We start from the raw sequence: 26,133 nt of genomic DNA, 5'->3' as shown, positions 1-26,133 counted from the left end.
GCCGGACACCACCCCGACGAAAACCAGCAAGGAGGACGATCAGCGCCACTCCGGGCCCGCGGAACCCGGCGCACCGGTGGCATCGCACGACGGCCCACCTCGCACGACCCGAGGACATTTCGGGCGAGCTGGCGAACCGATCGGCGACCGAACCCGGCTGAAGAACCGAGGCTAGGTCAGGTTCCGAGGATGTGAGTGATCCACAGAAAAGGCTTCGAGTTGTTCGAGGCACCCCGGTAGCCGACCTTGGTATACGACTGTGAGTCACCCCGAGTACACGAGGTCTGATCGTGGCCGACGCGGGCTCGGACCACCGCCACCAGACGCGGCCCGCGCGAGGTGCTCACCACCAGTGGGCCCCCGCTGTCGCCGTAACATACCGCCGTTCGTGGACCGGACGCGAACAGTGTGTGATTGTTCGCACGGAAGTCATCGATACTGACGTGAGCCCGCTTCAGGTACCCGCTGGACCTGTCGGCGGTCGCCGCCGACGCCGCCCCATATCCGTACGCCCTGGCCGCAGTCCCCTCGCCCCACTCGCGTAGCACTTGGCTGCCCGCGAGAGCAAGGGTGGGCTGCGCCGATGCCGCGTTGAGTCTCACCAGAGCGACGTCGCACAGCTCCCAACTCTTTGAAGGGCAGTACCTGTTGCTGTGGGGCATCCGTTCGATACGGGCCACGGTACGTTTCTCACCTTGGCTGGAGGCAAGGGTCGCACGGCCGATGACTACGGTGTCTCCGGGAGCGATCGGGCAGTGCGCTGCGGTCATCACCCATCGCGGATTGACCAGTACGCCCGAGCAATATGTGCGTTTCTCAACAGGTGCTCCGCTGTTCTGCTTGATGAAGGCGGCTGCCCAGGGCTGTGACACTTTCTCTCCGCCGACGATTGCCTGCGCAGACGGTCCTGAGGCGCAGGCAAACAGCGCCAAGAAGGCAGCAGCAAACGCGCGTTTGATTCTCATGTCGGGTCCCCCCTGGGGCCAAGCTCGTTAGATGCGGCGCATTAATGACCGCTCAGCGACTTTGGGATTATCGAGCTACTATCTGCGAAAAAGCACCTGATGATCGGCTTTTTGACACCATCGAGTGAATGGCTGTCGGCTTCGATGATTTGACGCCCCGATAGCAAAATGGTGCCGCTGACCTGCGAGGATGCGAGTGTCTCGTCGTATCCGCTGCAAGGATCAGGGCACCAATCTGGTGAGCAAGGCGACAGGGTGGGACCGTCGGCTGTCCGTGGTGGCTGACGGGAAGAGACTCATCGGGTATGCCGGTGCGGTGTTGCTGCGCCGGTGCGCGGACCGCACGGGCCTCACCGGGGCGCTGGGGAAGGTGCTGCCGTCCAGCACAGCAGCTGTCTGGCGGGAACGTGCCGGGGTGCTGGTGCACCTGACGGTCGCGATCGTGCTCGGGGCGACGAACCTGTCGGAGGCCGAGCAACTCCAGTTGCATCACCGGCCGTTGTTCGGGCCGGTGGCCTCGGACTCCACCGCTCGCCGCACGCTGGCCGCGCTCGGCGAGGCCACCCTGGCGAAGATCGCCAAGGTGAGGGCGGGGGTGCGCCGGCACGTGTGGAGTCTGCTGCATCTATGGCCGGGCGGTTTCCCGTGGTTGACAGTGGCGGGCAAGCGGCTGACCGGCTGGATCGTCATCGACCTCGACGCCACCGTTATCACCTCGGCGTCGAAGAAGGCCGGGGCAGCGGTCACCTTCAAAAAGACGTTTGGGTTTCATCCGTTGGCCGCGTGGTGCGCGAACACCACTGAGTCCCTGGCCATGATCCTGCGACCGGGCAATGCAGGGGCGAACACAGTGGCCGACCACATCGCCGTGCTCACCGACGCCCTCGCGCAGGTCCCCGGCTCCTCGGCGGCGAAGATCCTCGTCCGGGTGGACGGGGCCGGGGCCACGCACGGCCTGCTGGAACACCTCGAAGCCCTGAACACCACGCGGCGCACGGTCCGCTACACGGTCGGCTGGAAGATAACGGACGCCGACGAGCAGGCTATCGCCCGGCTGCCCGAGGCCGCGTGGGAGACCTCCCTGACCCAGGACGGCAGCCTTCAGGACGGCTACTTCGTCGCCGAGCTGACCGGGCTGAACACCCGCGAGGACTGGCCGGAGGGCATGCGGCTGATCGTCCGCCGCGTCCGACCGTCCCGGCGGCACCTGAAGAAGCTGACCGCGTTCGAGAAGAAGACCGGCTGGCGGTATGGCATCACCGCGACCAACATCCGCCACATGTGGGGCGTTGTCGGCTCGGGCCACAGCCAGTTCCTGGACGTACTGCACCGCTCGCACGCCGGGGTGGAAGACCGGGTGCGCACCAACAAGGCGATGGGCCTGACCAATTTGCCGTCCGCCTCGTGGGAAATCAACCGCGGCTGGATGCTCACCGCGAACATCGCCGCCGATCTCGACGCCTGGGTGAGGCTGCTGGCCCTGCACGACATCGGCGGCCTGGCCGACGCCGAGCCGGACACCATGCGCTTCCGCCTCTACCACCTGCCCGCCCGCCTCGCCGACCACGCCCGCCGCCGCTGGCTGCGGATCGAAGCCACCTGGCCCTGGGCAGAAGCATTCACCACCTGCTGGCAGCGGCTCACCGCCCTCCCGGCCGCGCACAGGGCGAAGACGAGTGGCAGCCGGGGCGCCGGGGCCCCGCTCAGCTTGGCGAAGGTGATCGCGCCGGCCACGGTGGCGGCGCTGGCGATGGCTGTGGCCGGCCCGATCACACTGGTCGCCGTCACGCCGAGGTCGTCCAGCAGGTAGGCCATGCCTGAGCCGTTCAGGCCATTGAGCCCGACACCGGTCCGTCCCGCCCTCGCGGAAACTGACCGCACGCGGCCTGTCCAACGTGGAGATCGCCGACCGCCTCTACATCAGCGAGGCCATGTCGGTGGTCTGGCGGGCGTAGGCCTCGACGAGGCGACGGGTGACGCTGGGGGCGAAGAGGGCGTCGCCACCGCCGGCTCCATCTCAACTTTCGGGCCCGGAGGGCCGGCGGGGGCGGGACGCTGGGCGAGCTGGAACGCGAGGAGCTTCACGGACGCCACGGGCATCACGGCCACCGCGGTCGCTTCGAAGCACCCGTTCCCCTTCCGGCAGTTGGCCGGGATCTGCGGACTCACCGTGTTCGGCGATCTCCTCGTCGAGGGCCATCACCCCCTTTGCCAGCCGGAGCACCATCGCCGCGGCCAGCGTCTCGCCGGGCAGCGCGGTGTGCTGGGCCTGGGCGGCCTCCACCACAGTCTTCGCGAGAGCAGCGGCACTGTGGACCTTGCGGTTCTTCAGCCAGTTTTCGAGCCGTTTGGCGCCGGCGCGGCGGATGGCGGCCGGGGTCTGGTAGCCGGTGAGCAGGGTGATCGGACCCTTGTTCGTCAGATCCAGAGCCCGCTCCAACGCCGGGAAGATCTCGACTAGTTGTGCGCGGAGCCGGTTGATCTGCCGGGTGCGGTCGAAGACCACGTCGAGGCGGCGGGTGGTGAGGGTGCGCAGGTCGACGGCGATCTCATCGCCGGGCCGGAGCAGACCGAGGTCACGGCGGACGCGGGCCTGGTCGGCGATCACGAAGGCGTCCTTCGCGTCGGTCTTGCCTTCGCCGCGGTAGGTGCCCGAGGCGTGGTGAACGGCCAGACCGGTGAGGTAGGCGACGGGCTGACCGTGGTTTACCAGCAGGCCGATCAGCAGTGCGGCACCGCCGTGGTTGAGGTCGACGGCCCACAGCACGTCACGGGATATCTCCAGGACGTCGCCGATGAGCTGCAGCAGCTCGGCCTCGTCGTTGGAAACCCGGCGGGACAGCAGGCGGGTGCCGTCCGCGTTGATCACCATGCAGTGGTGATGCGTCTTGCCGATGTCCAGTCCAGCCCAGATCTCCGGCACGTATCCTCCGTGAGCTCGTCGTACACGGTTTCCGCAGACGACCTCGCCGACGTTGCCCTACGAAGCGATCGAGTCGCAGTTCCCAATTGGCGGTCGAGTCGTCGCAGGACCCCGGGCGGCCAAGCTCCATAAACCATCCAAGTGGCACAGCGTGATGTCAGCCATACCCCGGGTCCCCGGGTCCGCCGATCTTACGAGTGGCCGGCTCAGACCCGAGAAGAAAGGTAGGGCGTGATGTCTTCAAGCGTGCCATGGCTCTCTGGGTGAAGTGACCGAGAACGAACCGGAGGCGCTGGTCGCCTTCATCGGTCGCCAGAGAGCCGAGCACAACGTGCCCCATCGGATGTCCTGTCGCCTGCTCGGGGTGAGCGAGGCGTGGTTCTACAAATGGCGGCGACGTTCCGCGGAGCCGACGGAACGTGAGGTCAGGCGCGTGAAGCTGGAGGAAGTCTCTACGGAACCAGGGGATTGACAGATCTGCTGTGGCTGCCGCGGAAGGTGCCGGTGCGGCAGGCGTGAGGCCACGGCCGCGCGAGCCTGCCGCACAATCTCCGGGCCCGAGGCTCGAAAAAAAGATCCTCCGCGCGGCGGTGCAACGAAATCCGATCCTCATGGACTCCTTCAACCATCTAGGAGGTGCCCATGTTGGATCGGAAAGAGGCTCGGGACGCGGAGTTCCAGAGCTTCGTCGTCGGCCGCTGGCCACGGTTGCTGCGCACGGCTTTCCTGCTCACGGGGGAGCAGCATGCCGCGGAGGACCTGGTCCAGTCGACGCTCGAACGGGCCTATGTGGCCTGGCGCAGGGTCGGCGCGGCCGACGACCCCGACGCGTACGTACGGCGCGTGATGATCAACGCGCACGCCCGCAGGCACCGCAGACGCCTCAAGGAGTTCCTGGCGCCGAAGGACTACTCGGGCCTCACCCACGAGCTGCCCGACGCCGACGACCGCATCGCCCGGGCGGACGACCGCGGCGCGCTGCTGACGGCGCTCGCCGCACTGCCCGTGCGCCAGCGGGAGGCGGTGGTCCTGCGGTACTGGGAGGACCTGAGCGAGGCGCAGGCGGCGGAGGCCATGGAATGCAGCGTCGGCACGGTGAAGAGCAACACGGCGAGGGGGATCGCGAAGCTCCGCGCCCTGCCGGGACTGGCCGAGGCACTCACGAACGGAGGGCGGAAGTGATGAGCGCGGACAGGGAGACGAACCACGACATGACGTACGACGAGGCGCACACGGACATCACCCTCCTGCTGGCGGACGCGGCGGACGAGGTGGAGGTCGGCGCGGCCCCCTATCAGGCGGTGGTACGGGGAGGGAGGCGCCGCAAGACGCGCCGCTGGGCGGTGGCCGCCGCGGCCGCGGCGGTGATCGCGGGGTCCACGGGGACGACGCTGGCGCTGGCGGGAGGCACGGGCGGCGGGCACGGGGCGGGGCAGGTGGCCGCGCGGCCCTCGGCGGGGACGGCGAAGCAGAGTCCCGAACGGCGGGTGACGACTCTGGCCAGGGGCACGGACCACGGCAGGAAGTGGAAGGTCGACGCCGCCGTCTGGACCGCGCCGAAGACCACGGCGAAGGCACGCGCCCAGCTCGCCGAGATGGCCCTGTACGGGGAGAAGCCGGTCAAGGTGGAGAAGGCCTCGGACCTGGTGGGCGAGAGCTGGCACTTCGTGCACCAGACCGTGGAGGGCAAGCCGTCGACGGTGATCCTGAGAGCATTCAAGAAGGACGACGTGGTCGCGGGCAAGGACCTCGAGGCGTACCCGAGGCCGTTGGACACCGACCGGGTCGGCGCCCCGCAGCGCCTGGTGATCGGCCAGGTCGCCCGGACCGTCCAGGAAGTCACCTGCACCTGGGACGACGGCACGAAGACCCGGGTGGAACGGGCCCCTGCGGGGGCCGGCGACTTCAAGAACCTGATCCGCGAGGTTGACGGCTCCCCGAAGGACTGGTTCGTGTGCCTGGGCCCGGACGGAGTGAACTACAAGAAGGCGGAGGCCACGGGGTGAGGTGAGCGATGCGGGCAGGGCGGCGGCAGGGGTCACAACCCCCGCCGCGGCAGCAGGGTCACACCCCCCTGCTGCCGCGCCTCCCGCATCGCCTCCATCCGGTTGCGGGTGCCTGTCTTGCCGATCGCGGAGGAGAGGTAGTTGCGGACCGTGGACTCCGAGAGGTGGAGCTTGGCCGCGACGATCTTCCACAGCGACCGCGGCGCGGAGTACACGTCCGAGGCGTACAACAAGCTCTGTGACCGCCTGGGCGTGGTGCAGTCCATGGGACGGGTGGGGTCCGCGCTGGACAATGCCGCCGCGGAGAGTTTCAACTCGCTGATCAAGGTCGAGTACATCCACCGCCGACAATTCGCGACCCGGAGCGAGGCCCGCCTGAAGATCGCCACATGGATCACTGGGTTCTACAACCCGCGACGAAGGCACAGCGCGGCCGGCGGCCTACCGCCCCAGGAGTTCGAAAGAATCATCGCCGAAGCGCGCGAGCGACACGGCCAGAAAGATCAGACCGCATAACCAAAGTCTCTACGGAACCAGGGGATTGACAGATGCCCCGGTGGTTGCCTCAGTCGTCGGCGGCGACGATGAGCGTGATACGCCCAGCCGAGCGGTCGATGAGCACGAACTCGTGGAAGTAGTCGTGCACGCGTCCCCAGACATGAATCGCATCGTCACCGAGCTCACTGAGGTAGTAGATGCCATCGGCTGCGAACAGGCGGGCGAACACCTCCTGCTGCAGATCTTCCTCCAGCTCGGTGGGCACGTCCCAGAGCGGATCCATCCACTCCCGCAGAATCTGCTCGGCCTTCTCCTGACTGATGGGCTCGTACAGGTCGGGAGTGATCAATCGCAGCCAGTACGGACCGTGCCGGGGTCCGTCCGGCAGCACTCCACCACCTGCATAGTCGTCCCGGAACTGCTCATGCCCAATCAGTTCGGCAAGCAGCCCTCTATCGTCCACGGACTCCGCAGAGAGGCGGAGCTGCTTGATGTCAACCCATCGAAACCCGTGCTCCTTCGGATCTGGGACGTAGCGTCGAAAGTTGATGAAGGCGCTTTCCTCGTGAGCGAGCCCGTTCTCCATGGCGTCAGCCTAGAAGGCAGGCAAGGTGACCCTGCCGACTCACCGGACAGACCCTAGGCATGCCGCCGCTGCGAGCAGGCGTACAACGATCTGCTCGTCTGCCTGGGCTGACGGCCACGTCGTCGGCTCAGCCTCGCGCACAGCGCACAGCGCACAGCGCACAGCGCACAGCGCGCAGCGGCACCGGCGAGGTTCTTCGAAGGGGCCCGGTCCCACCCCGCTGTCCCCTGGCCAGGCGCGGACGCCTCAGAGGACCCTGAGCCGTGCGCGGCGGAGCAGGCTGGTCCTGGTGCGCACTGGTGCCCGGCCACCGACGCGCGGAGTTCGGGTGACCCGGAGTACGGCGACCCGGCCGTCGACGGATGGTTGTGTTCCAGAGAGCGTCCGCGGTGCGACGTTTCTCTCGTACGTGCACGGCTACCCGTGGAATATCCGGCCGCCCGGCGCCCCATGCGATCGGTCTGGGCAAGGGGTGTCGAGGGCATTTACACAGTACGCAGGACCGGAACGGAGTTTTCATGGCCAGCACGAAGGTGTCCGACTACATCCTCCAGCGGCTGCGCGACTGGGACGTGGATCACGTCTTCGCCTACGCCGGGGACGGCATCAACGGCCTGCTGGCGGCGTGGGGGCGAGCCGACAACAAGCCGAAGTTCGTCCAGGCGCGGCACGAGGAGATGTCTGCCTTCCAGGCGGTGGGGTACGCCAAGTTCTCCGGGAAAGTGGGGGTGTGCGCGGCCACGTCCGGGCCGGGAGCAATCCACCTGCTGAACGGGCTCTACGACGCCAAGCTGGACCACGTGCCCGTCGTGGCGCTGGTCGGGCAGACCAATCGCAGCGCGATGGGCGGTTCGTACCAGCAGGAAGTGGATCTGCAGAGTCTGTACAAGGACGTCGCCTCGGAGTTCTGCGAGACGGCGATGGTGCCGGAGCAGTTGCCGAACCTCATCGACCGGGCGATGCGCACCGCGTACGCCAAGCAGACCGTCACCGCGATCATCCTGCCCGCCGACGTGCAGGAGCTGGACTACAGTCCGCCGACCCACGCCTTCAAGATGGTGCCCTCCAGCCTTGGCCTGGGACGTTACGCGCCGGTGCCGGCCGACGAGGACATCGAGCGTGCCGCCGAGGTGCTGAACACCGGCGAGAAGGTCGCCGTGCTGATCGGGCAGGGTGCGCGCGGGGCGCGCGCCGAGGTGGAGCAGCTGGCGGACGTGCTCGGGGCCGGGGTGGCCAAGGCACTGCTGGGCAAGGACGTTCTGCCGGACGACCTGCCCTATGTGACCGGCTCCATCGGGCTGCTGGGGACCCGCCCGTCCTATGAACTGATGCAGGAGTGCGACACCCTGCTGATGATCGGTTCCAGCTTCCCGTACACGCAGTTCATGCCGGGACTGGACCAGGCGCGAGCGGTGCAGATCGACATCGACCCGCACATGATCGGGCTGCGGTATCCCTTCGAGGTGAACCTGGTGGGCGACGCGCGGGAAACGCTGCAGCGTCTGCTGCCGCGCCTGCACCACAAGGAAAAGCGCGCCTGGCGGGAGAAGGTCGAGAAGAACGTCTCCCGTTGGTGGGAGGTCATGCAGCGGCGGGCCGCCGTGGACGCCGATCCGATCAATCCCGAGTACGTCGTGCACGCCCTGGACGGCAAGCTGCCCGAGGATGTCATCCTCGCCGCCGACTCGGGCTCCGCCGCCAACTGGTATGCCCGTCATCTGCGGCTGCGGGGCCGGATGCGCGGCTCGCTGTCCGGGACGCTGGCGACGATGGGGCCCGGTGTGCCATACGCGATCGGCGCGAAGTTCGCCCATCCCGACCGTCCGGCCATCGCGCTGGTCGGTGACGGCGCCATGCAGATGAACGGCATGATGGAGATGGTCACCGCCGCGAAATACTGGCGTGAGTGGTCCGATCCGCGGCTGATCGTCGCCGTACTGAACAACGGCGATCTCAACCAGGTCACCTGGGAGATGCGGGCCATGTCCGGTGCCCCGCAGTTCGAGGAGTCGCAGCACATCCCGGATCTGCCCTACGCCGAGATCGCCCAGCGCATCGGCCTGGAGGGCGTGCGGGTGGAGAAGCCGGAGGATGTCGAGGCCGCCTGGGACCGGGCCCTCGCCGCGGACCAGCCCTTCGTCATCGACTTCCGCACCGATCCGGCCGTCCCGCCGATCCCGCCGCACGCGTCCCTGGACCAGATCGAGGCCGCGGCCTCCGCCATCCTGCACGGCGACAGCGACCGCGCTTCCATGGTCAGGCAAGGACTGAAGGCCAAGGTGCAGGAAATGCTGCCGGGCAGGCGGCATCGCGAGGACCGCCCCGGGGCCGGGCCCCACGACAGCGCCGAAGAGAACAAGTGACCCAACCGGCACCACAGGCTCAGGTGCTTCACAACGGCCCTGCCGTGGAGCACCTGTCCGTCTCTGTGTACCGCGCCCCCACCGATCTTCCGGGCGGGGATGCCACGCTCACCTGGAACTCCACGACCCTCGTCCTGGTCGAGCTCGCCGCGGCGGGCGAGAGGGGCATCGGCTGGACGTACGGGTCGGCCGCCACAGTCCCGGTCGTCGAGCACGAGCTCGCGGACCTCGTCGTCGGGCAGGACGCCTTCGGAGTCCCTGCGGCCAACGACCGCATGAGCCGTCCGTGCTCAACACCGGCAGGCCCGGCATCGAGGCCGGCGCCGTCTCCGCCGTCGACACCGCCCTGTGGGACCTCAAGGCGCGCCTGCTCGGACTGCCCCTGGTGCGACTGCTGGGCTCGGCGCGCGACAAGGTCGCGGTGTACGGCAGCGGCGGCCTCACCACGTACGACGACACCCAGCTCGAACAGCAACTGCGCGGCTGGACCAAGCAGGGCATCGACCGCGTGAAAATCAAGATCGCCGAATCCTGCGGCCGGCAGGAGGCCTGCGATCTGCACCGCATCCGACTGGCCCGCCGCACCGTGGGCGACGCGGCGGAGCTGTATGTCGACGCGAACGGTGGCTACACCCGCAAACAGGCCGTGCGCATAGCCGCGGTCATGGCTGATCTCGGCGTCATCTGGCTCGAGGAACCCGTCTCTTCCGACGACCTCGCCGGGCTGCGCGAGGTGCGCGATGCCGTCACCGCGGACGTCGTGGCCGGTGAGTACGGCTACGACCTGCCGTACTTCGCCCGGATGGCGGCCTCCGGAGCCGTCGACTGCCTTCAGGCCGACGTGACCCGCTGCGGTGGCGTCACCGTGTGGTTGCGCGCGGCGGCCGTCGCCGAGGGGCTCGGGCTGCACATCTCGGGTCACTGCGCCCCACATCTGCACGCCCACGTCGCCGCGGCCGTGCCCAACACCCGTCATCTGGAGTGGTTCCACGACCACGTCCGCATCGAGACCATGCTGTTCCACGGCCCGCTCGATCCACAGGGCGGGACCGTCACGCCGGGGGCGTCCGGGGAACCGGGCCACGGTCTCACCCTGAACCGGGCGGCCGCGGACTGCCACCGCACGGCATGAGCAGCCACCCCGTGAACGACACCGACAGCCCCTTCGTGCTGCGGGACTACGCCCTGATCGCCGAGGGGGAGCGCGGCGCGCTCATCGACCCGCGCGGACAGATCGCCTGGCTGTGGGAGCTGGAGAGCCGCTGGTGGACACACTCCCGGCTCTCCTGCGTCGTGGGCCTGCGCGACCTGGCGCTTGAAGTGCGCACCTCAGCGTCCGAGGACCGGTCCCGGCTGGCGGAGCGCATCCTGGACGCCACCCGGTCACGCTGTCTGCATCCCGACGGCCACTGGCAGCGCGCCGCCGACGATGCCGGCCCGGAGGCGGCCCTTCTGCTGCCGCTGGCCCGCGGAGCCGTGCCGCCCGCCGGCCCCAAGCTTCGCGCTCACCGGCGCGGAAGTGATGCACCGGCTGGCAGAGGACGGCTACGTCTACCGGTTTCGACACGGCGACGAACAGCTGGGCGACGCGGAAGGCGCCTTTTTGCTGTGCGGTTTCACGATGGCGCTGGCCGCTCACGCGCAGGGTCTGGAAACCGAGGCCGTGCGGTGGTTCGAACGCACCCGCTCGGCATGCGGGCCCACGGGACTGTTCGCCGAGGAGTACGACGTCTCGCAGCGCCAACTGCGCGGGAACCTCCCGCAGGGATTCGTCCATGCCCTGCTGCTGGAGTGCTCGGCACGCTTCCGCAGCGACACTTCCGCCGGGCAGTAAACAGCAGCGGCTCTGCCGCGACCCTGTCGTGGTTCCGGCGTGCGCGTCGCCGATGCCTGCCGTTCACCGGTTGTCGAAGCGGCTCAAGGGAAGGGCCAGCGACGGAAGTGCCGCGCTCTGACGAGTGCGGCCAGCGTCGCGGTGGCCGCAGCGACCGCGCCCAGGGGCAGCAGTGCGCGCAGTCCGGGGGGCGAGGGGCGGTCCGGCCGGGTGTCCCGTCCGCGGAGGGCCGCCGCCAGGACTTCCGCCAGGTGCAAGGGGGTGCGTCCGATGTCGGCCTGGTCGACCTGCGTGCGGCAGCTGAAGCCGTCCGCGAGGACCAGTGTCGCGTCGTCCGCCTCCCGCACGGCGGGCAGCAGTCCGGCCTCGGCGCAGGCCATGGACACCTCGTAGTGGTCCTTCTCGAAGCCGAAGTTTCCGGCCAGTCCGCAGCAGCCGGCGTCCAGTACGTCGGCGTCGACCCCGGCGCGTTCGAGGATCTTCCCCTCGGCGTCGAAGCCCATGACGGCGTACTGGTGGCAGTGCCGCTGGACCACCGCACGGGCGTCGACACGCGGCGGCTGCCAGTCGTCGGCGCGTTCGACGAGGAGTTCGGCCAGGGTGCGGGTCTGCTCACGCAGGCGCGCCACGTCCGGGTCCTTGGGCAGCAGTTCGGCCGCGTCGGCGCGGAAGACGGCCGTGCAGCTCGGTTCGAGGCCGACCACGGGCGTGCCCCGGCGCAGGTCTTCGCGCAGGACGTCGATCGTGTGGCCGAGGACCCGCCTGGCGATGCCCAGTTGCCCGGTGGAGATCCAGGTCAGTCCGCAGCACACCGCCGCGTCGGGCACTTTGACCGTGAAGCCGGCCGCTTCCAGGACCTCCACGGCGGCCTTGCCGATCGCGGGGTGAAAGTGGTCGGTGAAGGTGTCGGGCCACACGACGACCTCGCCCCGGTGCCCTTCGCCGCGCGGTCCGCCCCGCTCGCGCCACCAGTCGGTGAACCGCTGCTCGGCGAAGAGGGGCACGCCCCGCTCGGGCGCGACACCGCCGAGCGTCTCGGGTGGGTGGCCGGCTTCGGCCCGTACTGCAGGCCGTACTCGGCCAGCTGCCGGTTCAGGTCGTCCAGGACGATGCCCGGCTCGACCACGCACCGCCGGTGGTGAGGGTCCACGGACAGCAGCCGGTCGCAGTACTTGCTCCAGTCCAGGACCACCGCTGTGTTGCAGCATTCGCCGGCCAGGCTGGTGCCTCCGCCCCGGGACAGCAGCGGTGCCCCGTGCTCGCGGCACACCGTCACTGCTTCAACGGTTGCCTCCGCCGTCCGCGGGACGACGACCCCGATCGGCACCTGCCGGTAGTTGGAGCCGTCCGTCGAGTACGCCGCACGCGTACCCGGGTCGAACCGGACCTCCCCGTCGACCCGGGCACGCAGCTCCCGTTGAAGGGCGTCGATGTCGACGTCGTTAGAAGTCGACGGGCGGCGGACGACGGGCAGGGGCAGATCGACCGGGTCCATGAACAACCTTCCGCTGTGGAGTCACTGATGCGCGTCGGCGTCCGGGCCCGGCTCGGGCGCCTTGCTGCGTCAGTCCTTGCCGCGTCCCGTCAGGGCGTCTCTGAGGCGGTCCACCATGCCCGCGCCGGGGGCCAGCAGCTTGTTGGCGGGCGGGGTGTCCGGAGCAGACGGGTGCGGGCGGGTCGGAGCGGTCTTCTTGGCCTGGCGGATCTCGTCGCCCAGCTTCATCAGCTCGTCCTCGGAGGCCACGGACCGCAGCTTCGGGAAGAGGTTGTCCTCCTCGTCGCGGATGTGCGAGCGGATCTCGGTCATCAGCTTGGCGATGAGCCGGTCGAATTCCGGCTCGTCGGCGTCGACGTCCTCAAGGTCCTTCATGGTCCGCTCGGCCTCGGCGTGGTCCTCGATCTCCTTGTCGGCGATCGTGTCGCCGTCCGGCAGGACCTGGCGTACGGCCGGATAGAGGTACATCTCCTCGGCGACCGAGTGCCGCACCAGCTCGATCACTGCCTGTTCGGCGTACACCTGGCGTTGCTTGTCCCCCGGGGGCAGCGCGTCGATCCGCCCGAAGAGTTCCTCGACCTCGTGGTGATCGGTGGTCAGTTCCGCGATGACATCTCCACCGTGGCCCATGGTTCTTTCCTCTCTCCTGCAGCGACCGGGATGCTCCGACCGTGTATCCCTGGCCTCACCCACGCAAACCGGGCAGAGCATTCGGTACACACGCGAAGCTGCGCGGGCCGCATGCGCATCCCGGGAGGTGAGCGGTACGCCTGCCCCCTCGCCCGCTGTCCCCGCCTGCCGGCTGAGGGTCAGCCGACGGTCAGGACCTGAGACATCGGCGCAGTACGGCGTAACCTGCCCCGGCGAATCCTGCGGCGGCTACGGCCTGTCCGACGTAGTGACGGCTGGCCCACAGCTGCGGGCTGGAGGCGTGAGCCCGGTCGTCGAAGACGCCATGAGTGCCGTAGTCCCCCTTCTCGTCCGCCGGCTCGAAGAGATTGCCGTGCCCGGTGGTCGGCGGAAAGGCGTCGGTCTGCTGCGCCTCGAATCCACCGCGTGCGAGGTAGCGGTCCAGCAGTCCCGGTACGACGGAGTTCGCCAGCAACGTCGCCACTGTCGAGGCACCGACCCAGTACTCGCGCCGCTGCGGATGGTCGGCGGCGCGCAGCACAGCGCGGGCAGCGGCCTCCAGCTGGTAGATCGGGGGCACCGACTGAGCGTGCCGGGGCAGATGCGTGCGCAGCCAGGTGAACTGGGGGGTGTTGACGGCCGGCATCTGGACCATCGTGACCCGGACCCCGGACTTCTCGTGCAGCAGCTCGCAGCGCACCGATTCGATGAAGCCCTGGATCGCGTGCTTGGCGCCGCTGTACGCGCTCTGCAGCGGGACACCCCGGTAGGCGAGGGCAGATCCGACCTGCACGATCGTGCCCCGTCCCGGGGCAGCATCCGGGCGAGGGCGGCACGGCTGCCATTCACATAGCCCAGATAGGTCGACCTCGTCGCCTGGAGGAACTCCTCCGGCGACACGTCCATGAAGGTGCCGAAGGCGGCGGTGAAGGCGTTGTTCACCCAAACGTCGATGGGGCCCAGCTCCTCCTCGACGCGGCGGGCCGCCTCCTCGACCTGGTCGGGTTCGGCCATGTCGGCCACGATGGGCAACGCGTGACCACCCGCGTCCTGCACGTCGGCCGCAGCCGCGTCGAGCCCCGTCCTCCCACGAGCGAGCAGTGCCACCCGGGCTCCGCGGGCGCCGAACATCCTGGCCGTCGCCCGTCCGATTCCGGCGCTGTCGTTTCGTCCCGCTCATAGGTCCTCCCGACTCATGACGAGTTCCTCTCAGGTATCGCGTTCTCCGTACCGGGAAACGAAATCCCAGATGTCCGTCTCGAGCACTCCGGCAGCGATCAGGAAGAGAGGGGCGGGCCTGCGCCTTGGGCTCCAGGAGCCGTTGCAACACCACAATCGGGGGTACCTGTCCTACCCCGTGCTTGAGACGGCAGGTACGAGGAGGGCGGGCGGCCGTCGGCCTGTCGCATTCACGCTTCGGAAGTGATCACTCGTGTCAAAGCCAGTCACGCTGACGGAATTTCACCCCCACCGCACCACCACACTGCACCACCGTACGCACCTGGTCCGCGACGGCCGCCCTGCCGTACCCCTCGACCTGGAGTTGCACTACACGTCCCTGGACCCGTTCGCCGTCCGCATCGGCCTGAAAACCGACGGCGCCTCGATCCACTGGTCCCTGTCACGAGAGGCACTCCTGCTCGGGCTGCGCCGCCATGAGGGGATCGGCGACGTGGCCATATGGCCCGTCCATCAGACGGACGGATGTGGATGGCTGCGTATCCGGCTCGGGCCGCTCAGGAGCTGCGCCGTCTTCCAGATGGAACGGGACGTGATCTCCAACTGGCTGGACGTCACCCTGCAGCTCGTTCCCCGGGACACGGAGAGCGATCACCTGGACTGGGAAGGCTTCCTCGCGCCTCTGCTCGACCAGGACTGAGCTTGTGACGATCTCGGTGTCGAACTCGCGCCGCACCCGCCGATCCTGGTGGTCCAGTGGGTGCACCGGTCGTCAAGCTGCCTGGCCTCCTCGACTTGTGCGAGGCACCGAGTAGCCGGGAGAGCCGTACGAAGACTCCAGCCCGGCCGTCGGAAGGCGTCGGTCGGCTCTCGTGGGGAACTCGTCCGGTCATCGGCACACAGGACTCCCGCGCCGACCAGGGCGGACACGTGGTACACCCAGTGGGTCGTCGTCAGGTCTTGCCTGGGCCGCCGCCGCCGAACGAGCCGCTGGAGCCGCGATTCCAGCGTCGGCGTTTCTGATTCTCGCTGCGTCTGCTGCCGGAGGACCGAAGATCGTGCGGCGTGAGCCTTTCGCTCTCGTCCGCCGCGCGGGGGACCTCGTTCGGTTCCCTCATCTCCCGGGTCTCGTGGACCGGTCCGGATTCGGGGAGCGTGGGCTGTTCGTGTCGTCTCGGCGGCCCTGGTTCGCGGCTCCGCACCTTGATACCGAGCCGTACGGCCCACACCAGGGCACCGGCGATGAGGAGACCGCCGATGAGGAGGGCGATCACTCCGGCCGGATTCGTCGCGGCTGCCTGATAGGCGATGACGTTCATCTTGGCCGGGTACCCAGGTCCGGGCAGCGGATACCGCCTGCCCGGGAGGCGTCACACGTTCGGATGTGCGCGGCCGGGGCGAACTCCTCCGAGGACGGACAGCGGGCGTGGCGCAAGCGGTTTTCCGTTGGCTCGCCGATAGCGTCGCCGACGCCGGTGTCCGGCCCGGTTTCCCACCGTGCTGCCAGGGCACTCGCATGCCGCTTCCCCGTGCGTCATGGCTCTCGGGGTGCCTCCTGGGCCGGAGGTACCCCGCTGAGGAGGACGATGACCGAGCTCTCTGAACGCGCCGACAAAGCCGAGTCTCCGTCGGCCTCGAGAAAGTCGCTGGGTCATACGCTGCTGCGCTGGGCCACGACGACGGATCACAAGGAGATCGGCCGTCTCTACATGGTCACGGCCTTCGGCTTCTTCCTGTTCGCCGGCCTGCTGGCGCTGGCGATGCGGGCCGAACTCGCCCGCCCCGGACTGCAGTTCGTGAACGAGCACACCTACAACCAGCTCTTCACGATCCATGGCACGATCATGATGCTGCTCTTCGCCACCCCGATGTTCGCGGGCTTCGCCAACGCGGTGATGCCCCTGCAGATCGGTGCCCCGGATGTCGCCTTCCCACGCCTGAACGCCTTGTCCTACTGGATGTACCTGTTCGGCGGGCTGATGGTCGTGGCCGGCTTCCTGGTGCCGGGCGGCGCCGCGGCGTTCGGCTGGTTCGCATACGCGCCGCTGAACAGTTCCTACCACTCCCCCGGCGCCGGCGGTGACCTGTGGGTGATGGGGCTGGTCGTCACGGGAGTGTCGACGACGCTCGGTGCGGTCAACTTCATCACGACGATCCTGTGTCTGCGCGCGCCCGGCATGACGATGTTCCGGATGCCGATCTTCACGTGGAACATCCTGTTCACCTCGATCCTGGTACTGCCGGCGTTCCCGGTCCTGACCGCCGCGCTGCTCGCCCTGGAAGCGGACCGCAAGTTCGGCGGGCACATCTTCGACCCGGCGAACGGGGGCGCCCTGCTCTGGCAGCACCTCTTCTGGTTCTTCGGTCACCCGGAGGTCTACATCGTCGCGCTGCCGTTCTTCGGGATCATCTCGGAGATCCTGCCGGTGTTCTCGCGCAAGCCGCTGTTCGGGTACCTGCCGCTCATCGGGGCGACGATCGCGATCACCATGCTGTCGGCGGTCGTGTGGGCGCACCACATGTTCGCCACCGGTGCGGTGCTGCTGCCGTTCTTCTCCCTGATGTCGTTCCTGATCGCGGTACCCACCGGGATCAAGTTCTTCGCGTGGATCGGCACCATGCTCAAGGGGTCGATCTCGTTCGAAACGCCGATGCTGTGGGCGCTCGGCTTCCTGGTGTCGTTCCTGCTCGGCGGCCTGAGCGGGGTGCTCATCGCCTCCCCGCCCCTCGACTTCCACCTCACCGACTCGTACTTCATCGTGGCCCACCTGCACTACGTGCTGTTCGGCACCGTGGTCTTCGCGATGTTCGCCGGTTTCTACTTCTGGTGGCCCAAGTTCACGGGCAAGATGCTCGACGAGCGGCTCGGCAAGCTGCACTTCTGGCTGCTGTTCCCCGCCTTCCACCTGACCTTCCTGGTGCAGCACTGGCTCGGCGAGGCGGGGATGCCGCGCAGGTACGCCGACTACCTGGCTGCCGACGGCTTCACACTGCTCAACACCCTGTCGTCCGTGGGCGCCTTCCTGCTCGGCATCTCCACGCTGCCGTTCCTCTTCAACGTCTGGCACACCGCCCGCTACGGCACGCGCGTGGACGAGGACGATCCCTGGGGCTACGGACGCGGGCTGGAATGGGCGACGTCCTGTCCGCCGCCCCGCCACAACTTCGTGGCCCTTCCCCAGGTGCGCTCCGAGTCACCCGCCTTCGACCTGCACCATCCCGACATCGTCAAACAGGCGAAGAAGGAAGGACTGCGATGAAGGTCGAGGCATTCCTCTTCGGTGGCGTGGCCGCGTTCTTCGCCGGTGCCGCCGCGCTGTACGGCTGGTGGTCACACGACCCGGCCGGAACGGCTGCCCTGGTGGTCGCCTTCCTGATGGGCGCCCTGGTGAGCTTCTTCTGCGCCATGCAGTACCGGCGCAAGGGCCGACGCCCCCAGGACCGTACCGACGCGGAAGTCGCCGACTCCAGCGGGCCGTTGGAGTTCTTCCCGCCGCAGAGCCCCTGGCCGGTCGTCACCGCTCTCGGCTTCGCGATCACGTCCACGGGTGTGGTCTACGGGCTGTGGCTGTTCCTCATCGGTTTCGGGGTGCTCGCTCGGGGGGTTCTGGGGATGGTGTTCCAGTACGCCCGTCGGCAGGGCTGACCGGGATCCGGGGAGCCCCGGGCCTGAACCGGTCGACAGGCCGGTGGCTGCTCTCGTACCCGCCTGCCACGGTCTGCCGCACCTCTCCTGTCTCCTCCCCGTCCTCAAGACGCCCACGTTCGGTATCCAGGAGGGCGTGGCAGAGCCGACGGGTGACAAGGAAGGCGAGGACGGGCCCCGCCACGAGGGCGACGCGCAGCACCCAGGTGAGGGTGTTGAGGGAGACCCGGAAGGTCTGCGCCACGATGTCGTTGCCACCGGCCAGCAGCAGGACGCCGAAGAAGGTGACTCCGGCAGCACCCAGACCGGTACGCACAGGGCGCTCCCGCGGCCGGTCGCACAAGTGCTGCTCGTGACGCCACTCCCCGGTCAGCCGCTGCTCGACAAAGGGATACAGATACAGGACGAGGAACAGCAGCGCGGGCAGGACGACCGCCGGGAGCAGCACGTTCCACATCAAGGTGTGACCGGCGAGGGTCGTCTCCCACGGTGGTACGAGCCGCAGCGCCCCCTCCAGGAAACCGACGTACCAGTCCGGCTGGGAACCGGTGGACACCTGGTCCGGCCGGTAGGGCCCGTACACCCACACCGGGTTGATCTGGGCGAGACCGCCGAGCAGCGCCAGAACGCCGAAGACCATGAAGAACAGCCCCCCGGAAGAGGCCACGAACTGCGGGAAAAACGGCTTGCCGACGGCGTTTTGCCGCGACCTCCCGGGACCGCGCCACTGAGTGTGCTTCAGATAGAAGACCAGGACCAGATGCACGGTGACCAGGGCGATCAGCGCCCCGGGCAACAACAGGATGTGCATGCTGTAGAGCCGCGTGACGATGTCCTCGCCGGGGAACTGGGCACCGAACACGAACATGCTCACGTAGGTGCCCACGACCGGGATCGACAGCATGATGCCCTGCGCGATACGCAGCCCCGTGCCGGACAGCAGGTCGTCGGGGAGCGAGTAGCCCGCGAAGCCCTCGGCGAGAGCGAGCACGAACAGCGTGACGCCGATGACCCAGTTCACTTCCCGGGGCCTGCGGAAGGCCCCGGTGAAGAAGATCCGCAGCAGGTGCACGCCGATCGCGGCGACGAAGACGAGCGCCGCCCAGTGGTGTGTCTGTCGCACCAGGAGTCCGCCGCGTACGTCGAAGCTGATGTGCAGGGTGGAATCGAACGCTGCCGACATCCGCACACCTCGCAGCGGCTCGTACTGCCCCTGATACACCACCTCACTCATCTCCGGCTTGAAGAACAGCGTCAGCCAGACCCCGGTGACCAGTAGGACAACGAGGCTGTAGAGCGCGATCTCGCCCAGGAGGAAGGACCAGTGGTCGGGAAACGCCTTACGCAGCATCCGACCGCCGCCGTCGAGCACGGGCAGCCGCCCGTCCGCGGCGTCCGCGAGGCGTTCCCCGTGCCGGCGGGGTCGGCCGCCCCCCGTCGGTGGGGGCGGTGCGGACTGCCGGCGCGCCGCCCTCACTTGTCCTCCGGGCCAGGCCCGCCGTGACGTTTGTAGTCCACCAAACCCTCCTCATGCCGGGCGTGGCCCGGTCCCCGTGAGCCGCCCTGCCCTCTGTCCCGAGCTATCCCCGACTGAACAGCCGGCAAGTACCCACAGACGGCCGAACACTCCTCCGTGGCCGCACAGCACCCGATCGGAGGCGGCAGGCAGCCGTCTGTGTGGCCGTACGTGTAGTGGATGCGTGCGCCGGGCAGGCGATTGTCATGCGACAGAGTTCGACTTCTCAGCGAAGCTGCGGGGGCGAAAGGCCGCGTGTACATCTGCGGAGCACGCAGGCTGCGTCCCAGAGTCATTCCGAGTCCGATGCCGTGCAGGCGCTCCGGCAGGAGATCGATCAGCTGCGCCAAGCCCTGGACACCCGGCCGGTCATCGACATGGCAAGGGGAATCCTGATGTCGGGGTTCGGCTGCTCCGCGGAGGCGGCATGGGAGATCCTGGTAAAGGTCTCCCAGCACAGCAACACCAAACTGCGCGAGGTAGCCGACTACCTGGTCGAAGCGGCACGACCTGGCGGCGAAATGCCGCAGCATCTCCAACAACACCTGTCGGCAGCCCTTCAAACCACGCAGAACCACCCGACCGCTCCCGCCCAGCCAGGTGCTGAGGGTTTCCGGCACTCGCAGTAGCAGGCGGCAGTCGCGGGTGGACCTTCGGGCCGCGCCATCGAGCCTGCAAACATGACGCGCAAACCATGCACTCCCTCCCACCTTCGGCGTCTGCTTCCGGGAACGAACCGGGGTTGGTGGGGGCTGTCCTCGGGCGATTCGCCTCTGGCGGGTCGGGTACTCGCGGCTCATGCGAGTCAGCGTGGTGGATGCGGGGTCGAACACGGTCCGTCTGGCCACCGCGGACACCGACGCAGGTGTACCGCTACCGGTGCACACCGGTCAAGTGGAAGCTACGGCTGTCCGAGCACGTCCAGCCCGACGGAGCCATCGGCGATGAGGCATTGGAAGTGCAGGGAGCTTCCGTGGCGCCCAGGTGCAGGTCCCGCAGATCATGCAGGAGCAGCAGACCCAGCTCGGGCCGACTGCCCACCGCCTGGGCGGCTTTCTCCCGGAACATCGACGACACGCCCGCCGTCGGTACCCCCGCCCGATCGCCCAGGTGGAGGTCGTGCTCTAGGGAAGTTTCGGCCCGGTGCAGAAGGTGTTCTCGGAACCAGTGGGGGTGGCTGATGGCGATGTGGTGGACCTCGTGCTCAGCGCGGTGGCCCTCGCCACCGCCATCAGCCGGTCGACCCGGTGCTTCCCAGCGTGGTGGAGGGCGTGCAGGAGAACGGGGATGCCGTTCACTCGGCGTCCTCTCTGCCGCCGTGCTGTGCGGCGCGACTCCGTGACGAGGACGCGCCTGCCGCCCGTGGTGGCCGAGACGACGCCGGGCTCGGCCCTGCACAGGGCACGCCAGCCCGGCGGCCCGCGGGAGTCGCGCTTGTCCGGTCGGCAGGTTCGCCCGTTGCGGCGGCACGTGTCAGGTGGCGGCTCTGAAGGAGTCGCTTTCGGGCCGGGTGCTCAGAAGCTGATGGCGGGCGGCTTTGAGCGCGGCACCGATGTCACGGGTGCCAGTGGCGACGCACAGGGTCTAGGAGACATCGTTCAGGCGCTGACGTACCTGTCCTGTGCTCATCGAGTCTGTTCTCCTCCCGTCGCGCTGCGTCAGACAGTCGCGAGAGCATCTGGGAGCGGCAGGCACCGAAGACAGCCGACTGTCGGCCGCTCTCGCGAGTGGGCCTGTCATCCCAAGCACCTGCCGGACTGTGTGCCCCACGTCGCAAAGGCTCAAACCGGCCCGTGACCAAGCCCCGTCACCAAGCGGTCGCGCGCTGGTGTGGTGAGCGCGTCTCGCTCCTCATGGGACCCGATGCGCGGCTTCGCCCGCCAGCGTGGAACTCCTGGCCTTTCGCTTGCCCCAGACTCCTGGCAGCGCATACAACCGCGCCCCGGCGCCCTACCACTCTCCCGGGGTCGCTCGCCAGATCCCTGGCCCGAACTGGGCTGACCGCCGTCGGCACGCCACCCGACTCATCCGAAGGGCTGCGAGCTGATCAACGCCGAGCGACGATACGACGTCTCGCCCCCCGTGCCCAGCGTTCTCGACAGTGGACAGTCATGCGACGGGCACGCGCGCCACAGCCCAAGCGGCGCAGCACACTGCACCCAGAGCCCAGTGGTACCACGATCTTCGTGTTCTTTCGGTGCGGTTCGGGTACCCGCCCGCTCAGCAATTTCCCGAGCGGCATCCGGGAGGAACCAATGGATCTCGCCTTTCTCCACCCGCTGTACGAACATCCTGGGCCGTGGGCCTCCGTGTACGCCGACACTTCTCGGCATACGGAGGGCACCCCGCACGAGAGGTCACTGATGGCCCGGGCGGCGGCCACGGAACTCGCCGGGCAAGGCGCCGACGAGGCCACCTGCCAGGCAGTCCGAGGAGCGCTGGAGGAGCTGCGGCACTCCCCCGAGCCACACGGCCGGGCCCTGTTCGCCACCGCCGGCGAGGTGGTGCTCGACCCTGCCCTGGCCGCATCCCCCGGGAGCCTGTCCGCTCAGTGGTCGGCCCTGCCGCGCACCGCCCCACTACTCGACCTGGTCGGCGAGGACCCGCTCTGTGTGGTCGCCTACATCGACCGCCGGGGCGCCGACTTCGAACTGCGGGGCGCACGGGGCAGCAAGGACGCGGGCTCGGTGACCGGGCGGCAGTGGCCCGTGCACCGGACCAGCACCTCCGACTGGTCCGAGCGGCACTTCCAGCTCAAGGTCGAGAACACCTGGGAGCACAACGCGGCCGAGATCGCGGAGGCACTCGCGGTGTGCCAGGAGGAAACCCGCGCCGACCTGCTGATACTCGTCGGAGACGACCGAGAGCGGCGGGCCGTGCGCGAACGGCTGCCGCAGAGGCTGCACGATCTCGTGGTCGAGGCCCCTCACGGGCCCGGCAGCAAGCTGCTGGACAAGGACGTGGAGCGGGCCCGCGCGGAGCATGTCCACCGCAGGGCGGCCGATGAACTTGAGCGGTTCGTGGCAGCCCGGTCGCCGGACGCGGAAGGCCATGTCGGCGCCGTGGAGGACGTTCCCGCGCTGGTCGAGGCGGCCCGGGAGCACCGGATCAGCGAACTCCTGATCCGCCCGGCCGGCCCCGACGCACACCGCGAGGTGTGGATAGGCGAGGCCCCAGACCAGTTGGCGGTACGTCGCACGGACACCAAGGTGCTCGGCCAGCCGAACCCCTGGCCCGCCCGTGCGGACGACGCGCTCCTGCGCTCCGCGGTGGCCACGGGCGCACCCGCCCTGTCGGTAACAGTGGCCGGCCCCCAGGACACTCCGGTGGGCGGGCTCGGAGCGCTGCTCCGCTGGGCCTAGACCGACCGCGGAGACACACGCCCCGGCACACAAGTCCGTGTGCCGGGGCGCCGGCGCGACCGCTTCCGATTTCGGCCTGCCCTCCCTGCGCATCGCCCGGCACCGTGTATTTCCGGAGCCGCTTCGCCCTTCCCTGCCTCGTGCCACCTTCACCTTCTCCAGCGCCCGGCGGTCACTGCGGGATGTCAGGCAGCGGGGGAACGAGTAGTCGTGGACGACGGCGAGCACCGTGCCCTCATACGCCGGGGAACTCCAACTGCCGCACCTCGGCTGGGGAGACAGATGGCCGAGACGCCGTGCCGGCCGGGGCGGCCGGGGCGGCCCGCCGAGCTGCGGCTCAACGACGGCCAGGCCAGTACCTCTCGGCTGCAGGAGAACCGCGGACCCGGTCACACCGGGTCCGCGGCCCTCCCCCATGGCCGCTCAGCCACGCCCTGAGTGCCCCTGCCGTCTCCGTTCAAACAGGTGCTCGTAGCTGAACTGAGCGTCTGCGGGCGGCTCCGGAGAGCAGTGACGCTGCGTCGCATACCTGGGCTGCCCGACGACACGGCGGTCGACGGTGTTATGTGACCTGTGGGGTGTCTCAGCCCCAAGGTGTCTCAGGCGGCGCAGCTCTCACAGACGAGACGTGACGGCGTCGCGGCCACGTGCCGCAGCGGCCGCTCAGAGGTGGCCGTCCAGGAACTTGCGTACCTCGGCGGTGGTCATGGGCCCCGTGCCGTGCGCCACCGCCTCTCCCCCCTTCAGCAGGACGCAGGACGGGGCTCCGGTGATCCCGTATCGCTCGGTTGCGGCCGGACAGCGCGTGATGTCGGTGCGGACGGCCGTCAGGCGGCCCGTGTAGTCGTCGGCGATGCCCCCCACGACGAGGTCCATCACCCGGCAGGGCTCGCGCCATGGAAGCTCCTGACCTCACGTTCCGTCATTCCATCCCCATCATCCCTCGCGCGGCGTGCCAGGCCGGGACGGCCCTGCGCTGCTGCCGGGGTGGGCGGGTGAGCCAAAGTCATGGATGGGGTTTCGTTCTGTCCGTTGTCCACTGCGGGCATGGCTCAGGGCCCTCCGGCGTGAAGGGCCCTGGACCAGTGGTGGCGTCGGTCGGGGAGCCGTTAACGAGCGGCGAATCAGGTGCCGAGTAACTCGTGAACCGCCTCCGAGGTCGCCGTCGCAAAATTTCAGATGGACGGCGAAGCCCAGCCTGGTGGCGCCGCTTTTGTTCCGTAACCAGCCCGCCTCGTCGCCGGACAGGGTGAAGTAGTCCACCACCCCGTCCAGACCCAGATCCCGCCCCACCGACAGCCCCTTTCGTCACCCCCATTCCCAGCGTTCGGGCTGGACGGCATGGGCGCCGGTGTACAGCGGGGACGGATATCGGCGAAGGACTCCCTTACGGAAGGCGGACCTGGTTGATGGGCCGCCGCCGGAAAACTGTCATAGGCGTCAGCTGTGGCCGAAGGCCGCCGCGGTGGCCACGCACGAGAGCGATGTGCTCGACGAGGTCACCGAACGCAGGCTGCGGACCAGGAACCTGCGGACCGTCAACGCCCTGACGGACCCGACGGTCCTCGAGCCGGTGATCGCCGGTGTGACCGCGGGCTCAAAGCGGCGGACACGGTGTCGCCGGTCGGGTGCCTGTCCATGGGTGAGTGGGGCTGCCGCATGGACAGGCGTGACCGTGGGCTCAAGCCGCTTCGAGGAACGGGTAGTCGGTGTAGCCCTCGGCGCCCGGCCCGTAGAACAGTTCCGGCCGCGGCTCGTTCTCCGGGTGGCCACCCTGCCAGCGCTCGACCAGGTCGGGGTTGGCGATGAGGGCCCGGCCCACGGCCACGGCGTCGGCGTGGTCGGCCTCGATCTGCTGCAGCGCCTGCTCGCGGGTGGTCTGCCCCCCGAAGGGGCCGCTGTTGACAATCAGCTTGCCGTCGAAGCGCCGCCGCAGCTCCTGCACAAGGTCGCCGCCCGGCTCGGCGTGCAGTACGGAGAGGTAGGCCAGGCCCAGCGGGCGCAGTTGGTCCATCAGGGTGCCGTAGGTGGCCAGGACGTCGTCCCGGTCGGTCTCGAAGACGTCCCCGAGGTCGACCTCCGGCGAGATCCGCAGCCCGACCCGCTCGGCACCGACGGCCTGGGCGACCGCCGTGACGACCTCGACGACGAAGCGGGCGCGGTTGTGCGGCGAGCCGCCGTATCCATCGGTGCGCTGGTTGGCCGCCGGGGAAAGGAACTCCTGGAGCAGGTAGCCGTTGGCCCCGTGGATTTCCACGCCGTCCGCTCCCGCCTCGATGGCCCGGCGGGCCGCGGCGACGAAGTCCTCCAGGGCTGCACGGATCTCTGCGGTGGTCATCGCTTCCGGTACGGGGTAGGGCTGCTCGCCCTTCTCGGTGAACGTCTTATTGTCGATGGCGATCGCGCTGGGGGCGAGGATGCGGCGGTCGCCGTTGATGTCGGGGTGGGTGCCGCGGCCGGCGTGCATGATCTGCAGGACGATGTGGCCGCCCTCGGCGTGCACCGCCTCGAACACCCGCTGCCAGCCGGCCGCCTGCTCGTCGGTGGCGATGCCCGGCTCACCGACATACCCCTGCGACGCGTGGTCGGGGTAGGTGCCCTCGGTGATGATCATTCCGACGCTCGCCCGCTGCCGGTAGTACTCGACCATGAGGTCCCCGGGGATGCCGGAGGAACCGGCCCGGACCCGGGTCAGCGGTGCCATGACGATGCGGTTGGCGAGCTCGATCTTCCCGAGAGAGACGGGGGAGAAGAGTGATGGAACGGGCGTAACTTCTGAAATATTCACAGCCATGGGCTTCTTTCTGCAATACGGAGGGAAAGGGGATGAACGTCTGCGACGCAGGGGGTCCACGCTGTCCCGGCGGAGGCGCGGATGGGGTCCTCGGGCAGGCGTGGGCCGCTGACGGTGACGCGGTTCCAGGACCGTGATCGGGGTGGGGGCGGCGAACGCGGTGAGAGCCGCATGCCGTCGGCGTCAGCGTCGGTGTCGACGCCTGTCAAGCGCAACTGCCCGCCGGAGTACGGGCGTTCGCTCCTTGCGCACGATCAGCAGCCGGCCAGCTGACGAAGTCATGGGTGCCGCCGCCGGAGTCGGTACGGATCGATGTCTGCAGGCCGCGCCGCGACC

The 26,133-nt window shown here is 68.7% G+C and carries 19 protein-coding genes and 8 pseudogenes; 13 read left to right on the top strand and 14 right to left on the bottom strand.

Features of this window, described 5'->3' with window-relative positions:
- Window positions 1-176: 176 nt before the first annotated feature.
- Entirely contained in the window at window positions 177-965 is a 789-nt protein-coding gene (locus QF035_RS56105; RefSeq protein ID WP_373466893.1) for a S1 family peptidase, read from the bottom strand.
- A 196-nt stretch (window positions 966-1,161) separates the two neighbouring features.
- Here QF035_RS56105 and QF035_RS52735 point away from each other — a divergent pair, with 196 nt between their 5' ends.
- Window positions 1,162-2,775, top strand: a complete 1,614-nt coding sequence (locus tag QF035_RS52735) for an IS1380 family transposase (protein ID WP_307530107.1) — start codon at window positions 1,162-1,164, stop codon at window positions 2,773-2,775.
- Between the two features lie 363 nt (window positions 2,776-3,138).
- On the opposite strand, the pseudogene QF035_RS52730 reads toward QF035_RS52735, so the two are convergent.
- Window positions 3,139-3,888: pseudogene (locus QF035_RS52730) on the bottom strand (IS110 family transposase); the annotation flags it as partial.
- A 642-nt stretch (window positions 3,889-4,530) separates the two neighbouring features.
- Between QF035_RS52730 and QF035_RS52725 the strand changes: the two are divergent.
- Complete coding sequence (locus QF035_RS52725; protein ID WP_307530105.1) at window positions 4,531-5,070, top strand: SigE family RNA polymerase sigma factor; 540 nt, start codon at window positions 4,531-4,533, stop codon at window positions 5,068-5,070.
- Complete coding sequence (locus tag QF035_RS52720) at window positions 5,070-5,894, top strand: hypothetical protein (RefSeq protein ID WP_307530103.1); 825 nt, start codon at window positions 5,070-5,072, stop codon at window positions 5,892-5,894. The genes QF035_RS52725 and QF035_RS52720 overlap by 1 nt, the downstream gene beginning before the upstream one ends.
- A gap of 32 nt (window positions 5,895-5,926) precedes the next feature.
- On the opposite strand, the pseudogene QF035_RS52715 reads toward QF035_RS52720, so the two are convergent.
- A pseudogene (locus tag QF035_RS52715) lies at window positions 5,927-6,073 on the bottom strand (LuxR C-terminal-related transcriptional regulator); the annotation flags it as partial.
- A gap of 73 nt (window positions 6,074-6,146) precedes the next feature.
- Here QF035_RS52715 and QF035_RS52710 point away from each other — a divergent pair.
- Entirely contained in the window at window positions 6,147-6,410 is a 264-nt protein-coding gene (locus tag QF035_RS52710; protein ID WP_307530101.1) for an integrase core domain-containing protein, read from the top strand.
- Window positions 6,411-6,459: 49 nt separating this feature from the next.
- Here QF035_RS52710 and QF035_RS52705 read toward each other — a convergent pair whose 3' ends face one another.
- Window positions 6,460-6,978 (bottom strand): hypothetical protein, encoded by a 519-nt coding sequence (locus tag QF035_RS52705; RefSeq protein WP_307530098.1) that lies wholly within the window; start codon window positions 6,976-6,978, stop codon window positions 6,460-6,462.
- A 518-nt stretch (window positions 6,979-7,496) separates the two neighbouring features.
- On the opposite strand from QF035_RS52705, the gene QF035_RS52700 reads away from it, so the two are divergent.
- Window positions 7,497-9,341 carry a thiamine pyrophosphate-requiring protein gene (locus QF035_RS52700; RefSeq protein ID WP_307530096.1) on the top strand — a complete coding sequence of 615 codons (1,845 nt, stop codon included), beginning with the start codon at window positions 7,497-7,499 and terminating at the stop codon, window positions 9,339-9,341.
- Between the two features lie 23 nt (window positions 9,342-9,364).
- Window positions 9,365-10,473, top strand: a pseudogene (locus tag QF035_RS52695) (enolase C-terminal domain-like protein).
- Window positions 10,474-10,724: 251 nt separating this feature from the next.
- Here QF035_RS52695 and QF035_RS52690 read toward each other — a convergent pair.
- The gene (locus tag QF035_RS52690) at window positions 10,725-10,850 is read right to left on the bottom strand and encodes a hypothetical protein (protein ID WP_307530094.1); all 126 of its coding nucleotides are present in this window, start codon (window positions 10,848-10,850) and stop codon (window positions 10,725-10,727) included.
- A 13-nt stretch (window positions 10,851-10,863) separates the two neighbouring features.
- On the opposite strand from QF035_RS52690, the gene QF035_RS52685 reads away from it, so the two are divergent.
- The gene (locus QF035_RS52685; protein ID WP_307530092.1) at window positions 10,864-11,175 is read left to right on the top strand and encodes a glycoside hydrolase family 15 protein; all 312 of its coding nucleotides are present in this window, start codon (window positions 10,864-10,866) and stop codon (window positions 11,173-11,175) included.
- An 83-nt stretch (window positions 11,176-11,258) separates the two neighbouring features.
- Here the strand turns inward: QF035_RS52685 and QF035_RS52680 are convergent.
- The 4 genes and pseudogenes from QF035_RS52680 to QF035_RS52665 form a co-directional block, all read right to left on the bottom strand.
- Window positions 11,259-12,206: pseudogene (locus QF035_RS52680) on the bottom strand ((Fe-S)-binding protein); the annotation flags it as partial.
- Window positions 12,207-12,265: 59 nt separating this feature from the next.
- Window positions 12,266-12,670, bottom strand: a pseudogene (locus tag QF035_RS52675) (FAD-binding oxidoreductase); the annotation flags it as partial.
- Window positions 12,671-12,739: 69 nt separating this feature from the next.
- A complete protein-coding gene (locus tag QF035_RS52670) occupies window positions 12,740-13,300 on the bottom strand; it encodes a hemerythrin domain-containing protein (RefSeq protein WP_307530089.1) in 561 nt (186 codons plus the stop codon).
- A 190-nt stretch (window positions 13,301-13,490) separates the two neighbouring features.
- A pseudogene (locus QF035_RS52665) lies at window positions 13,491-14,431 on the bottom strand (SDR family oxidoreductase).
- A 301-nt stretch (window positions 14,432-14,732) separates the two neighbouring features.
- On the opposite strand from QF035_RS52665, the gene QF035_RS52660 reads away from it, so the two are divergent.
- On the top strand, window positions 14,733-15,179 hold the full coding sequence (locus tag QF035_RS52660) for an SsgA family sporulation/cell division regulator (protein WP_307530087.1): 447 nt from the start codon (window positions 14,733-14,735) through the stop codon (window positions 15,177-15,179).
- Between the two features lie 253 nt (window positions 15,180-15,432).
- On the opposite strand, the gene QF035_RS52655 is transcribed toward QF035_RS52660, so the two are convergent.
- Entirely contained in the window at window positions 15,433-15,798 is a 366-nt protein-coding gene (locus tag QF035_RS52655) for a DUF6479 family protein (RefSeq protein WP_307530085.1), read from the bottom strand.
- A gap of 267 nt (window positions 15,799-16,065) precedes the next feature.
- Here QF035_RS52655 and ctaD point away from each other — a divergent pair, with 267 nt between their 5' ends.
- Together ctaD and ctaF are read left to right on the top strand one after the other, a co-directional pair.
- The gene (ctaD, locus tag QF035_RS52650; protein WP_307530083.1) at window positions 16,066-17,739 is read left to right on the top strand and encodes an aa3-type cytochrome oxidase subunit I; all 1,674 of its coding nucleotides are present in this window, start codon (window positions 16,066-16,068) and stop codon (window positions 17,737-17,739) included.
- Window positions 17,736-18,125: an aa3-type cytochrome oxidase subunit IV gene (gene ctaF / locus QF035_RS52645; RefSeq protein ID WP_307530081.1), complete on the top strand. Its 390-nt coding sequence runs from the start codon at window positions 17,736-17,738 to the stop codon at window positions 18,123-18,125. The genes ctaD and ctaF overlap by 4 nt, the downstream gene beginning before the upstream one ends.
- Here the strand turns inward: ctaF and qcrB are convergent.
- Entirely contained in the window at window positions 18,055-19,602 is a 1,548-nt protein-coding gene (qcrB, locus tag QF035_RS52640; RefSeq protein ID WP_444968444.1) for a cytochrome bc1 complex cytochrome b subunit, read from the bottom strand. The genes ctaF and qcrB overlap by 71 nt on opposite strands.
- Before the next feature lie 350 nt (window positions 19,603-19,952).
- Here qcrB and QF035_RS52635 point away from each other — a divergent pair, with 350 nt between their 5' ends.
- Window positions 19,953-20,270 carry an ANTAR domain-containing response regulator gene (locus tag QF035_RS52635; RefSeq protein ID WP_307530079.1) on the top strand — a complete coding sequence of 106 codons (318 nt, stop codon included), beginning with the start codon at window positions 19,953-19,955 and terminating at the stop codon, window positions 20,268-20,270.
- Window positions 20,271-20,439: 169 nt separating this feature from the next.
- Window positions 20,440-20,570 (top strand): annotated as a pseudogene (locus QF035_RS52630) (Ppx/GppA family phosphatase); the annotation flags it as partial.
- 544 nt (window positions 20,571-21,114) lie between these two features.
- Here the strand turns inward: QF035_RS52630 and QF035_RS52625 are convergent.
- Complete coding sequence (locus QF035_RS52625) at window positions 21,115-21,222, bottom strand: DUF5133 domain-containing protein (protein ID WP_307531994.1); 108 nt, start codon at window positions 21,220-21,222, stop codon at window positions 21,115-21,117.
- A gap of 674 nt (window positions 21,223-21,896) precedes the next feature.
- Here QF035_RS52625 and QF035_RS52620 point away from each other — a divergent pair.
- Complete coding sequence (locus QF035_RS52620) at window positions 21,897-23,003, top strand: baeRF2 domain-containing protein (protein WP_307530077.1); 1,107 nt, start codon at window positions 21,897-21,899, stop codon at window positions 23,001-23,003.
- 663 nt (window positions 23,004-23,666) lie between these two features.
- Here the strand turns inward: QF035_RS52620 and QF035_RS52615 are convergent.
- Together QF035_RS52615 and QF035_RS52610 are read right to left on the bottom strand one after the other, a co-directional pair.
- A pseudogene (locus QF035_RS52615) lies at window positions 23,667-23,894 on the bottom strand (thioredoxin family protein); the annotation flags it as partial.
- A 790-nt stretch (window positions 23,895-24,684) separates the two neighbouring features.
- Complete coding sequence (locus QF035_RS52610) at window positions 24,685-25,797, bottom strand: alkene reductase (RefSeq protein ID WP_307530075.1); 1,113 nt, start codon at window positions 25,795-25,797, stop codon at window positions 24,685-24,687.
- Window positions 25,798-26,133 lie beyond the last annotated feature (336 nt).

Source organism: Streptomyces umbrinus (assembly GCF_030817415.1).
Lineage (GTDB): Bacteria > Actinomycetota > Actinomycetes > Streptomycetales > Streptomycetaceae > Streptomyces > Streptomyces umbrinus_A.
Note: the sequence above shows the minus strand (reverse complement) of the source record. Positions and strands in the feature narration are given on the sequence as shown.